Genomic DNA, 13,666 nt, shown 5'->3' with positions numbered 1-13,666 from the left:
TTAAATTTTACACGCGCCGCCTTCACAATCTGAATCTGCCGTTTCAACGACTTCTTCCAGATCACCTTGTACATCTTCTGCACCATCACGGGTATTGTGATAATAGAGTGTTTTCACACCATATTTATAGGCGAGCAGCAAATCTTTTAGCAGCTGGTTCATAGGAACCTTACCACTAGGGAAACGAGTAGGATCGTAGTTAGTGTTGGCAGAAATCGCTTGGTCGACAAACTTTTGCATAATACCGACTAACTGCAAATAACCTTCGATACTTGGCATTTGCCACAGTAATTCATAAGCCCCTTTTAGGCGCTCATACTCTGGAACCACTTGACGTAAGATGCCATCTTTAGAAGCTTTAATACTGATATAACCACGAGGTGGCTCGATACCATTGGTTGCATTTGATATTTGTGATGATGTTTCTGATGGCATCAATGCAGAGAGCGTTGAGTTACGTAAACCGTATTGTTTGATCTCTTTGCGTAAGCTTTCCCAGTCATAATGCAGAGGTTCATTAGTCAGTACATCTAATGATTTTTTATAAGTATCAATAGGTAAGATACCTTCTGCATAGGTGGTTTCATTAAACCATGGGCATGCCCCTTGCTCTTTTGCTAATTCATTTGATGCTTTTAATAAATAGTATTGAATAGCTTCAAAGGCACGGTGTGTTAAGTTGTTTGCACTACCATCTGAGTAGCGAACACCGTGTTTAGCCAGATAATAAGCAAAGTTGATCACACCAATACCCAGTGTACGACGACCCATAGCACCTTGTTTAGCTGCTAAAATTGGATAATCTTGGTAATCTAACAAAGCATCTAACGCGCGAACGGCTAAACGTGCTAGCTCTTCTAAATCGTCTAGATTTTCAATCGCCCCAAGATTAAAGGCCGAAAGTGTACACAGGGCAATTTCACCATTTGGATCTTTAATATCATTTAATGGTTTGGTTGGTAGTGCTATTTCTAAACATAAGTTTGATTGACGGATAGGTGCAATCGCCGGATCAAACGGACTGTGTGTATTACAGTGGTCAACATTTTGAATATAGATACGACCTGTAGAGGCACGCTCTTGCATCATGAGTGAGAATAATTCAACCGCTTTAACTTGTTTTTGGCGAATACTCTTATCTTTCTCATATTGTACATATAAACGTTCAAATTCGTCTTGATCAGCAAAGAATGCATCATAGAGACCCGGCACATCAGACGGGCTAAATAATGTAATATCCTGACCTTTGATTAAACGTTCATACATTAATTTGTTTAACTGCACACCATAATCGAGATGGCGTACACGGTTATCTTCAACACCACGGTTATTTTTTAATACCAGTAGGCTTTCAACTTCTAAATGCCATAAAGGATAAAATAGCGTTGCTGCACCACCACGTACCCCACCTTGTGAACAAGATTTTACCGCCGTTTGGAAGTGCTTATAGAATGGGATACAACCCGTGTGGAATGCTTCACCATTACGAATAGCACTACCTAATGCACGAATACGACCGGCATTAATCCCAATGCCTGCACGTTGAGATACATATTTAACAATAGCACTTGAGGTCGCATTGATAGAATCAAGGCTATCATCACACTCAATCAGAACACAGGAGCTAAATTGACGTGTCGGAGTTCTTACACCCGCCATAATAGGTGTTGGGAGTGAGATTTTAAATGTGGATACCGCGTTATAAAAGCGCTCAATATAATCCATACGCGTCTCTTTTGGATAACGCGAAAATAGGCAAGCGGCAACTAACACATAGAGAAATTGTGCACTTTCGTAAATATCACCGGTAATACGGTTTTGAACAAAATATTTACCTTCTAGCTGTTTCACTGCTGCATAAGAGAAATTCATATCACGTTGATGAACAATAAACTTATCCATCTGTTCGAACTCTTCTTTGGTGTAATCTTCGAGAAGATGACGGTCATATTTACCGAGTTCAACTAAATGTTTAACGTGATCATACAATGCCGGTGGCTCAAATTGACCATAGGCTTTTTTACGTAAATTAAAGACAGCAAGACGAGCAGCAAGATACTGATAATCAGGTGTTTCACCAGATATTAAGTCTGCAGCAGCTTTAACCAGTGTTTCATGGATATCGGCAGTTTTGATACCATCATAAAACTGAATCTGAGAACGTAACTCAACTTGAGAAACAGAGACATTTTCTAGACCTTCAGCGGCCCAAGTAATAACACGGTGAATTTTGTCTAAGTCAATGCGTTCTTTATGACCATCACGTTTTGTGACGAGCAGGCTGTGATTCATGAGCGATGCACCTTTCTGGCTTTAATGACCTATAAATGGGCAACCTGAAATTTTATACCGCAAAAAAGCGCTCCCGATGACAAACATTGCCAAGGAGTCTTGTGGTGTGAAATTTAAGGAAACACAATATATAGGGGTTTGTTCAAATGGTGATAACAAGATAATGGTAATTGAGGGATTGATCAAGTGTACAAATCTGAATGTTTCTGTGGATAAATAGGGGATAATTTTTTTAACAACTGCCTGTACCCTGCATAAATACAGGCAGTCAGAAACTTAAAACGACGCCAAAAAGAGGCAAAGTCAATTTTTAAAAATGTGATCGTTTGATGTTTTATTAAACCAAATCAATCTCTCTATTTCACAAATCCGAATTATCGGTCGCTTGAGTGTGCACCATGTAATTAACATCAACATTTGGCGCTAATCGGAATTTGTCTGTAATAGGATTGTAATGTAACCCAATCATATTTTTGCTACGTAAATTGGTTTCATCGACCCAGCTTAATAATTCTGAGGGACGAATAAATTTATTCGCATCATGGGTGCCTTTAGGAACCATATTCAGAATATACTCCGCGCCTACCACCAGCATAAACCACGCTTTTTTATTACGGTTGATGGTAGAAAAGAATACATGTCCACCTGGTTTCACCAGTTTGGCACATGATCTTACAATGGAGGAAGGGTCTGGAACGTGTTCTAACATCTCCATACAAGTGACCACATCATAGCGTTGTGGATATTCTGCGGCATGGTTTTCAACGGTATCTTGTATATAGGTGACAGGAATACCGGTTTCCAGTGAATGGAGACGTGCGACCTCTAATGGCTCTTTCCCCATATCGAGTCCGGTTACTTCTGCACCAACACGGGCCATACTTTCAGATAAAATACCGCCACCACACCCAACATCGAGTACTTTTTTACCAAATAAGCCATCAGCACGTTCTTGGATATAATTAAGTCTTAGTGGATTGATGCGATGTAGGGGTTTAAATTCACCTTCAAGATCCCACCATCTTGATGCGACACTCTCAAATTTGTCGATTTCATGCTGATCTACGTTAGCATGCAAAGAGGTTGTTTTATCATTCATCAGAAAGTATTACTCCTATTTTCATATTACCGATGATTCTACCAATGTTAGAGAGCGAAATCGAAGCTAAATCGAAGAGAATCGCGAAAGAGTGATTAATTTCATTGTTTCAGTTTTCCTAAAATTGGCGATTTGTGGTATAGTTCTACACCTTTGAATCCGTAGTATGAGGGACAGTGGCTCCATGAGCGACATTGCCAGAGAAATCACACCAGTTAATATCGAAGAAGAGCTGAAAAGCTCATATTTGGATTATGCGATGTCCGTTATTGTAGGACGCGCATTACCCGATGTTCGAGACGGACTGAAGCCAGTACACCGCCGAGTGCTATTTGCGATGAATGTACTGGGAAACGATTGGAATAAACCTTATAAAAAATCAGCCCGTGTTGTTGGGGATGTAATCGGTAAATATCACCCGCACGGTGACAGTGCTGTCTATGAAACGATCGTTCGTTTAGCACAGCCTTTTTCTATGCGCTACATGTTGGTTGACGGTCAGGGTAACTTCGGGTCAGTTGATGGTGACTCCGCGGCGGCTATGCGTTATACCGAAGTTCGTATGGCGAAGATCGCCCATGAACTGCTGGCGGATTTGGAAAAAGAGACGGTCGACTTTGTTCCTAACTATGATGGAACAGAAAATATACCGGCTGTTATGCCAACCCGTATTCCAAACTTGTTAGTTAATGGCTCTTCAGGTATTGCCGTTGGGATGGCAACGAATATCCCTCCGCATAACCTCGGTGAAGTTATCGACGGTTGTCTTGCCTATGTTGATAATGAAGACATCACCATAGAAGAATTAATGGAATATATTACCGGGCCTGATTTTCCGACTGCTGCGATTATTAATGGTCGCAGAGGAATATTAGATGCTTATCGTACAGGGCGTGGAAAGATTTATATCCGTGCTCAGGCTGATATTGAAACTGATGAGAAAACGGGTCGCGAAACCATTATCGTGACAGAAATTCCTTATCAGGTGAATAAAGCCCGTTTAATTGAAAAAATTGCGGAGCTTGTAAAAGATAAACGTATTGAAGGTATCAGCGGATTACGTGACGAGTCTGATAAAGACGGTATGCGTATTGTTGTTGAGATCAAACGTGATGCAGTCGGTGAAGTAGTATTAAATCACCTCTTTTCACAAACTCAAATGCAAGTCTCTTTTGGTATTAATATGGTTGCGCTTCATCAAGGCCAACCAAAATTATTGAACCTAAAAGAAATTATCGCAGCCTTTATTCGCCATCGTCGTGAAGTGGTGACTCGTCGTACCATTTTTGAATTACGTAAAGCGCGTGATCGTGCTCATATCTTAGAAGCACTTGCGGTCGCTTTGGCCAATATCGATCCTGTGATTGAATTAATTCGTCAAGCACCAACCCCAGCAGAAGCGAAAGCGGCATTAATTGCCCAACCTTGGGATCTCGGTAGCGTGTCTGCGATGTTAGAGCGTGCTGGTGATAGCAATGTTGCTCGCCCTGAGTGGTTAGAGCCACAATTTGGTGTGCATGACGGTAAATACTATCTAACAGAACAACAAGCACAAGCCATTTTAGATCTGCGTTTGCAGAAACTGACCGGACTTGAGCATGAAAAACTGCTAGATGAATATCGTGAATTACTGCTACAAATTGCTGAGTTATTGCATATTTTGAGAAGCCCTGAGCGTTTAATGGACGTTATTCGTGAAGAGCTAACAGCAATTAAAACACAATATAACGATCCTCGTCGTACTGAAATCACTGAAAATACCGCTGATATTAATATCGAAGATCTGATTAATGAAGAAAATGTGGTTGTGACACTATCTCACCAAGGTTACGTTAAATATCAGCCATTGACTGATTATGAAGCGCAACGTCGTGGAGGAAAAGGTAAGTCAGCCGCAAGGATCAAAGAAGAAGACTTTATCGATCGCCTACTGGTGGCTAATACACACGATACTATTTTGTGTTTCTCAAGTCGTGGTCGCCTGTACTGGATGAAAGTTTATCAGTTACCAGAAGCGAGCCGCGGTGCTCGTGGTCGCCCAATTATCAATTTATTACCTCTAGAGCAAGATGAGCGGATCACCGCTATTCTTCCAGTAAGAGAGTATGAAGAAGGTAAATTTGTCTTTATGGCAACGGCGAGCGGTACGGTTAAAAAGACACCATTACAAGACTTCAGTCGTCCTCGTAGTGCTGGTATTATTGCGGTTAATTTAAATGATGGCGATGAGCTTATCGGTGTTGATTTAACCGACGGTAGTAATGAAGCTATGCTGTTCTCAGCAGATGGTAAAGTGGTTCGTTTCGCAGAAGAGTGTGTTCGCCCAATGGGTCGTACTGCGACAGGTGTTCGTGGTATGAAACTGGTTGATGATGATAAAGTGGTTTCACTGATCATTCCTCGTGGCGAAGGTGATATCTTAACAGTGACTGAAAACGGTTATGGTAAACGTACCGTTCAAAGTGAATACCCAACCAAAAACCGTGCAACACAAGGCGTTATCTCGATTAAAGTGAGTGAGCGTAATGGTAAAGTGGTAGGCGCTATTCAAGTTGAAGAAACTGACCAGATTATGATGATCACCAATGCCGGAACGTTAGTGCGTACCCGAGTATCAGAAGTCAGCATTGTGGGACGTAATACACAAGGTGTTACCTTGATCCGTACTACAGAAGACGAGCTAGTCGTTGGCTTACAACGTGTTGAAGATGAAGATGATGCATTAGATGATGATGAAGTTGATGAAATGATCAGCGACAATATCTCTGATGTTCCAGAGTCTGAACCAACAGATGATGCGGATAGCGAAGAAGAATAATAGCTATTTTTCAGTAACTTAAAGCAAAAAAAGCAGGCGGAATGCCTGCTTTTTTATATTATAAGCATTTATTAGTCAAAAAATTTTATCAGTCATCAGAAAAAATTATCCTGATGATAAAGATCATCTCATTCAGACCTAGAGTAACTTCTGTTAGAATGAGAAAGTTGATTATCTGTATTACCGATTAGGGTGGTTATTTGCGATATCTTTCGTCATTTAAAACGTCATTAAAAATTTCCCGCTACCTTTTTCGTGCACTGGGTATCATGTTGTGGGCAATGGGCGCATTATTAACCATGTTTTATCTCATCAACATCTTTAATGATACTAAATCAGATATCCGACAAGAATATAGTAATAACTATACCGATTTATTGGGCTTCTTTCGCCAAACCTCGAGTACTATCCGCGATTTGCAATATTTAGCAGAGCGGCATCAAGAGCAACTCAATTTAAACCCTAAGATGAATAATTCTTTTTTTTATGAAGGGCCTTTTTCACTTCATAAATTAAGTGAAAGTGCCGATTGTGAATTATTCAAAGGGCAAACAAACAATTATTTTCGATCATTTAATAGTATTCTGTATTACTGGAAAGATAATACCCCTGCTTTACAAGGTATCAACCAAGTATTTATGGTTGGCTCTCATAGTATGTGTATGATTAATTTCCCATTGCGTGCATCACCTATTGATACTGAACTGTTGAAAAAAATGGTTTATGAAAATACACGTAATTACATTAATCAACGAGCTCAAGGGAAAGAGAGTAATCAATACTGGATAGTACCTGATGCCAAGGGGGATAGCGGTATCCTCTATGTCATGTCGCCAGTTTATGCGTCAGGGAAATTTATTGCACTCATTGGTATCGAAAGGGCGATCCGATTGGAGTATTTTTCACCTACGAAAGATCGCGTTATCTCTATTCATCTTTTAAACAATAAAAATAATCCAGTCTTAAGTTATCCTGAAGAGAATAATTATCGCAGTGTAAGGGATGTACCGGATGTTAGTGCTCCTTACTTTGGCTTTGATGATGATTTTAGTGATTTAGTTGCAAAACGTAAGCTACTTCCTTCTTCTTTTAGTGTGGTCTATTCACTACCATTAAAACAAATTTTAAATGAATTTAAGTTTACTATTTTTAATGCCATTATTTTAAATATCATTTCGGCGATTGTTATCTTTATTTTCGTTTGGATTTTTGAGCGAAAAATATTTTCACCTGCAGAAAATAATGCTTCACGCTTAGAGGAGCATGAGCAGTTTAATCATAAAATAGTCGCGTCAGCCCCTGTAGGAATAAGTATCTTAAGAATACGTGATGGCATGATTATTTTAAGTAATGAGCTCGCCCATAATTATTTTCGCTTATTAAGCCATAGTGATAAACAAAATATTCTCTCTATTATTGCTGAAAAAAGTAGCAATATAGTGGATGTGGTCACTAATAATCATAATCATTTGCAAATTAGTTTTGTGAATTCACGTTATCAGAATGAAGATGTGGCGATTTGCGTATTAGTAGATATCAGCGCTCGTGTTAAAATGGAACGCTCTCTACAAAATATGGCAACGGCCGCAGAACAAGCAAACCAAGCTAAATCAATGTTCTTAGCGACAGTCAGCCATGAATTGCGTACACCACTGTATGGCATTATTGGTAACTTAGAATTATTACAATCATTGACGCAAAATGAAGAGACTGCCAGATTATTAAAAACAATGGATAACTCTTCATCGCTGCTACTCAAAATTATCAGCGATATCCTCGATTTCTCGAAGATAGAATCGAAACAATTAAAAATTGACGTTAAGCCATTCAATTGTCGCCAAGTTGTCTCTTTTGTTATCTCTAACTATTTGCCGTTAATTGCTAAAAAAGATTTAGCTATTTACTGCTTTATTGAGCCGGATGTACCTAAAATCGTTAATAACGATCCGGTTCGTGTCCAACAAGTTATCTCTAATCTACTAAATAATAGTATTAAATTTACTACGACAGGATGTATTACTTTGCACCTGTATCGAGATGAATATTATCTCTATTTCGATATTCATGATACCGGCAGAGGGATAAATGAAAAAATGCTTCATCAGCTTTTTGAACCCTTCTTTCAGGTCTCGCAAAATACAGAAAGTGCTTCAGAAGGTACAGGATTAGGATTAGCGATTTGTGAAAAACTGATTAACTTGATGGATGGTGATATCAGTGTTGTTTCTCAAGAAAATGTAGGTAGTCGTTTTACTGTGCGGATCCCTTTATATGGCGCATTAAATTCGAGTGATGGACAAACCAAATATAATCTCTATAAAGAGAGTACTATTCGCTGCTTTATCAGTATTAAAAATCTTTATCTAGAAAGCTTTGTTGAACGATATTTAAGTTATGTGGGCTTACATTGTCAATTATTCACGGAAGTGACTCAGGTCTCTGAGAATGATTTTATTATCACCGATCATGATGAATGTTTAGATAACTCTTGCCAATTTATCCGTATTTATGAACACTATTTTGAGCCTGCAAAGAAAATCTCTGAGAATAATTGGTTATGTAGTACATATAAATTAAATGAATTAATTAAGATTATCCTACAATTACCACAAACAAAATTAGAGTCTGATGACTCAGAGAATAATGCGTTAATGACGGATCACGATCTACAATTATTGACAGTACTCATTGTTGATGATCACCCTATCAATCGTTTATTGTTGACCGATCAACTGAAAAAAATTGGTTTTAATACCGCAACGGCAGAAGATGGTTGTGATGCTTTAGCCTTTATGCAAGAAAATCATGTCGATATTATTTTAACCGATGTCAATATGCCAAATATGAATGGCTATCAATTAGCGACAACAGTGCGTGAATTGAGTCGCACTATTCCTATTATTGGCGTTACAGCAAATGCGATTGCCGAAGAAAAACAACGTTGTATTGATGCGGGAATGAATGATTGTGTTTCCAAGCCAGTCTCTCTTACTGTATTAAAAGACGTATTACTCACCTATGTGGCATAATCCAACGGTTAATCTCGGAAAAGCGATGTTTTTTCATGGTAGATTTGATTGAAAAATTTCGATATTACAGTGATAAATATTGTTGCTAGGTTGCCGGCTCAGGATGATAGGGGAAGAGAGGAAAACATTTTTTTGTTGCCAACGATGTGATGGCGGATAAAAAGTAATAAAAAAGCAGAGAAGCTCCCACAATGGGTATGAGCTTCCTGATTTTATCTATACAGCATAGAGAAGAAAAGTTAACGGGTTAGCTTTCTCCGTTAATTTCCTTATCAATAGTGACTGATGATAGGTAGTTAAGCAGAGCGATATCATTGTCGACACCGAGCTTCATCATGGCTGATTTTTTCTGACTACTGATAGTCTTGATACTACGATTGAGTTTTTTAGCAATCTCAGTGACAAGGAAACCTTCGGCAAATAAGCGCAACACTTCACTTTCTTTGGGAGATAAGCGTTTATCACCATAACCATTGGCATTCACTTTTTCTAACAGCTTAGCCACGCTTTCAGGCATAAATTTCTTGCCTTTTTGCAATGCTGCAAGTGCTTTAGGTAGATCAGCAGGCGCACCTTGTTTTAATACAATACCTTCGATTTCAAGGTCAAGAACAGCACTTAAGATAGCTGGGTTATTGTTCATAGTGAGTACAATAATAGACAAATTAGGATAATGTCTTTTGATGTACTTTATCAACGTAATACCATCACCATATTTATCACCAGGCATAGATAGGTCGGTGATAAGAGCATCTGCATTTAATTTAGATAAGTTATTGATAAGTGAAGTGGAATCTTCAAATTCACCAACAACATTAACCCATTCAATTTGTTCTAAAGATTTACGAATGCCGAATAAAACAATTGGATGATCATCGGCAATAATAATATTAAGGTTATTCATGTTTAATTGTTACCTTGCTACAGCAACTGTCGGATCCATTTATCCAGTTGATTGATACGTTCTTTTATCTCTAATTCATTATGATTTTTTATGTCATCTTCTAAATATTCGCAGTTCTCTCTGAGATATTCTAAATCTAACATAGCAAAAACCCCTTTCAGACGATGAGCTGTCTGAGCTAGAGAATGAAAGTCTTTATTAGTTGCTTCTAAGTGTAGTTTTTCAACATCAATGGGAACAGTATTGATAAATAGTTCCTTATAATCACTATCATTCAACTTCTTCCTATAATTATTAAGAATTACTTCGTGATGATCAAGGTTATTATTCTCATTACGAATACTCGTTTGAGTTGTTTCGAGAGAAAGTTGTTCATTTTCTTCAATCAAATAAGTAATAGCCTCAATTAATGGATCACCGAAGTTATAGTTACACTTTATTAAATTTCTTGCTATTTTTTCAAATCCGGTAATAGAGCTAACTAATAATACTGTTGCTGATTCAGGATTATTATCCGGAGTGTCTCTAAGTATGATATCGTATTCTGAGTAAAGATTCTCTTTATTTTTATCAAAGTATGTAGCGCCATATTTATCAAGCTGTTGGCAGATTATTTTTTCTATTTCAGGGTTTTTTATGGCGAGTTTTGCAGTTATACCCTCTAATAATATGTCAAAAGAGCGCTCTTCTGTATCTATATGCTGGTATGGAAGTACGATACGGAAATGAGAGCCAATACTTTCTTGGCTTGTAATGGTCAAAGTGCCTTGTATTTTGTTACACAACAAATGACATAAATAAAAAATAATACCCGAGTTGGAATAATATTTATCACCCATAGCTTGACCTAAAAATGGATATTTAATATTAGCCAGATCTTGAGCTGTTAACCCACTGCCACTATCAATAATATCAATTACTATTTCTTCTTTATCATTATTTTTTTCTAAATTTAGATTGACGGTTATTTTTCCATAATTAGTCGTACTAATGGCATAATTAATCAATGATAAAATAATCTTACTTAATGCTGGGCCATCATTAAATAAAAGTAAACTAGGTTTAATATTATTATGGAAATAAAGTGTTAATCCCTTTCTTATCATAAATGGTGATGCGGTTATTAGAATAGATTCAACTAGCGTTGAAAGTTCAAATTCATCTTGATGTATTTTCCATTCTTGATTTTCTAACTTATTAATTAGCGTAATGTTTTCTATCCACTCAGAAATATAATTCGTTTTTTCTAATAGCAGACTCAGTAATTGTTGGTGAGTATCGTTAGGAAGTAGATCTTTAAATTGATATACCATCTCATTAATATCTTTAATTGGTCGTATGAGTTCCAATGACATATTGGATAAGATCTTGCGGCGTGCAATCGTGTTTTTTTCATATTCTTGTTGTGCTAGCTGCAATTTCTTATTGATTAATGCTTCGTTGTCTTTATTCAGAAAAATGAATAGAGCAGTATTATCGATATTGCTGTTGCTACTGGTGCGGATCTCATAAATTTCGTTATCAATGGCCGTTTGGATTAAACCATTATGTTCAATCGCCATCTGGCGGATCTTAGATAAATCGATATGAGGTAATAGTTTCTCTGCGTGGCTATTACTAATAATCTTATGGTTAGATGAAAAATTATACACCAATAGACCAATCGGAAGATTAGAAATGATATCGTTAGTCATCTCTTCTTTGATGCGAAGATTACGCGTCATCGAAATATAAGGGAATACATATTTATTACGAATATAGATATGGCCAAACACTGAAATCGAGATAAAAATGAGTAGGCTGATAAGTAACCAGATATTTTTATACACAATCTCATTGAAAATCGATTTTAGTGGATACTCATAAGATAAAGAGTAGGGTATTCCTGCGATGGGCTGTGAGAAGATGAGTGAAGTCCCATCCGTTGATACCTCAATATTGTTTTTATCATAAACACTCTGCTGTCCTGTGGGTAATAATCTTAAATATTGAGGTGATAGCTCAGCAGGTAGAAAATTATTTATGGGTAAATCAAAGGCAATAACACTGGTCAGTTGCCCTGGCACATTAAACATGGTGCGGTAGGTATAGTAATAAATATTTTCTGTCGGCATTTTCCTAATGGGAGAAAGGCTCTCTTTTTCATCTAATGCCGTTGATTGCATTAATAGCTCAGAACGTTTGTTTTCAGCCGTTAGTGTTAAATAGCTTTCTTTATAGCGCAATTCTGGTTTTAGTATTGAGTGGGTAGTAATAAGGATAAGATCATTGCCTTTACCATTAAGATAATAGAGAGAGCTATAGTTATTACGTACCCCCCAAATAATTTCTAACGCGTTTGCAAAATAACCGGCTAACTGAAAGGTTTGTTCATTCGATTTACCAAAAACAATAGCGTCAACGGTCTGATCGCGTCCTTCAAGCCAATAAACATCAGAGCGTAGTTTGACCGGATTGATTTTTAAAGGCAGAAAGAGGGTTGGATCATTAATTTTGTTTGATAACTGGAATAGTTGGTTAGCGTGATAGCGGTAATCTTCAACTTGAGAAGCAAACTTATTAGTCGTGTTATTAATGGCATTTTTTTTACTTTCTAGCCAAGTATCAAAATAGCTATAAGCATATAGAAAAAGGGATATGGCCATAAACAGAAGAAACAGAGCATATAAGCGAGTTAATGTATTTGGCTTTAATTGGGTCAGTGTACGCATTCAGTTTGCGAGCCTTTAAGAAATGAAGTCAATAAAAAAGAAAAAATTGGCTAAACAACCATCAGTATTAAGTCATTATATTAACAGGTTATTACTTTAAAAGGGATATTCGGGTGAAGTTTGAGCAAATAAACAAAAAAAGTCATTTTTTTTACGCTGAATGCTAGACAGCAAGCTCAGAGATAGGCATAATTTCGCGCTATGGAAGGATGGCCGAGTGGCTGAAGGCAGCGGTCTTGAAAACCGCCGATGGGAAACCATCCTAGAGTTCGAATCTCTATCCTTCCGCCAGAATTCGCCGGCTTAGCTCAGTTGGTAGAGCAACTGACTTGTAATCAGTAGGTCACCAGTTCGACTCCGGTAGCCGGCACCATATAAGAGCCCGTTATCTCGTAAGAGATAGCGGGTTTTTTCTTATCTTTTTCTCGCCTTTATTCATCGCTTTTATCTGTAAAGCACCATCATCACAAAGCAAAAACTCACAAAATTTAACCACTAAATTAATAAGTTATCGTTTTTTAGGCAAAATTCGAATGAAGTTTAAGCAAACAAATAAAAAAAACATTTTTTTTATCATCAGGACTAGACAGCAAGCTCAGAGATAGGCATAATTGCGCGCCATGGAAGGATGGCCGAGTGGCTGAAGGCAGCGGTCTTGAAAACCGCCGATGGGAAACCATCCTAGAGTTCGAATCTCTATCCTTCCGCCAGAATTCGCCGGCTTAGCTCAGTTGGTAGAGCAACTGACTTGTAATCAGTAGGTCACCAGTTCGACTCCGGTAGCCGGCACCATATAAGAACCCGTTATCTCGT

The 13,666-nt window shown here is 37.8% G+C and carries 6 protein-coding genes and 4 tRNA genes; 6 read left to right on the top strand and 4 right to left on the bottom strand.

The window, feature by feature from the left end:
* Positions 1-2,292 carry a class 1a ribonucleoside-diphosphate reductase subunit alpha gene (gene nrdA, locus AACQ49_RS17670; protein WP_004243653.1) on the bottom strand — a complete coding sequence of 764 codons (2,292 nt, stop codon included), beginning with the start codon at positions 2,290-2,292 and terminating at the stop codon, positions 1-3.
* 361 nt (positions 2,293-2,653) lie between these two features.
* A complete protein-coding gene (gene ubiG, locus AACQ49_RS17665; RefSeq protein ID WP_004243650.1) occupies positions 2,654-3,391 on the bottom strand; it encodes a bifunctional 2-polyprenyl-6-hydroxyphenol methylase/3-demethylubiquinol 3-O-methyltransferase UbiG in 738 nt (245 codons plus the stop codon).
* 184 nt (positions 3,392-3,575) lie between these two features.
* Between ubiG and gyrA the strand changes: the two genes are divergently transcribed.
* Together gyrA and rcsC are read left to right on the top strand one after the other, a co-directional pair.
* On the top strand, positions 3,576-6,209 hold the full coding sequence (gene gyrA, locus AACQ49_RS17660) for a DNA topoisomerase (ATP-hydrolyzing) subunit A (RefSeq protein WP_004248375.1): 2,634 nt from the start codon (positions 3,576-3,578) through the stop codon (positions 6,207-6,209).
* A 200-nt stretch (positions 6,210-6,409) separates the two neighbouring features.
* Positions 6,410-9,238: a two-component system sensor histidine kinase RcsC gene (gene rcsC / locus AACQ49_RS17655; RefSeq protein WP_012368095.1), complete on the top strand. Its 2,829-nt coding sequence runs from the start codon at positions 6,410-6,412 to the stop codon at positions 9,236-9,238.
* Positions 9,239-9,485: 247 nt separating this feature from the next.
* On the opposite strand, the gene rcsB is transcribed toward rcsC, so the two are convergent.
* Complete coding sequence (gene rcsB / locus AACQ49_RS17650) at positions 9,486-10,142, bottom strand: response regulator transcription factor RcsB (RefSeq protein WP_004243646.1); 657 nt, start codon at positions 10,140-10,142, stop codon at positions 9,486-9,488.
* A gap of 17 nt (positions 10,143-10,159) precedes the next feature.
* The gene (rcsD, locus tag AACQ49_RS17645; RefSeq protein ID WP_004243645.1) at positions 10,160-12,853 is read right to left on the bottom strand and encodes a phosphotransferase RcsD; all 2,694 of its coding nucleotides are present in this window, start codon (positions 12,851-12,853) and stop codon (positions 10,160-10,162) included.
* Between the two features lie 203 nt (positions 12,854-13,056).
* On the opposite strand from rcsD, the gene AACQ49_RS17640 reads away from it, so the two are divergent.
* The 4 genes from AACQ49_RS17640 to AACQ49_RS17625 all read left to right on the top strand — a co-directional run bounded on the left by AACQ49_RS17640 (position 13,057) and on the right by AACQ49_RS17625 (position 13,645).
* Positions 13,057-13,144: transfer RNA gene (locus tag AACQ49_RS17640), tRNA-Ser, on the top strand.
* 6 nt (positions 13,145-13,150) lie between these two features.
* Positions 13,151-13,226: transfer RNA gene (locus tag AACQ49_RS17635), tRNA-Thr, on the top strand.
* Between the two features lie 249 nt (positions 13,227-13,475).
* Positions 13,476-13,563: transfer RNA gene (locus AACQ49_RS17630), tRNA-Ser, on the top strand.
* A gap of 6 nt (positions 13,564-13,569) precedes the next feature.
* A tRNA-Thr gene (locus AACQ49_RS17625) sits at positions 13,570-13,645 on the top strand.
* The last annotated feature ends 21 nt before the right edge of the window (positions 13,646-13,666 follow it).

The sequence above is a fragment of the Proteus sp. G2675 genome, assembly GCF_963886535.1.
GTDB classification, from domain to species: Bacteria; Pseudomonadota; Gammaproteobacteria; order Enterobacterales; family Enterobacteriaceae; genus Proteus; species Proteus mirabilis.
The sequence above is the reverse complement of the archived record's forward strand: the minus strand, read 5'-3'. Positions and strand labels throughout refer to the sequence as shown.

What these genes read in the sequence shown, in the direction of transcription:
- nrdA (WP_004243653.1), bottom strand. Translation starts at nt 2,292, where the DNA reads ATGAATCACAGCCTGCTCGTCACAAAACGTGATGGTCATAAAGAACGC.
- ubiG (WP_004243650.1), bottom strand. Translation starts at nt 3,391, where the DNA reads ATGAATGATAAAACAACCTCTTTGCATGCTAACGTAGATCAGCATGAA.
- gyrA (WP_004248375.1), top strand. Translation starts at nt 3,576, where the DNA reads ATGAGCGACATTGCCAGAGAAATCACACCAGTTAATATCGAAGAAGAG.
- rcsB (WP_004243646.1), bottom strand. Translation starts at nt 10,142, where the DNA reads ATGAATAACCTTAATATTATTATTGCCGATGATCATCCAATTGTTTTA.
- rcsD (WP_004243645.1), bottom strand. Translation starts at nt 12,853, where the DNA reads ATGCGTACACTGACCCAATTAAAGCCAAATACATTAACTCGCTTATAT.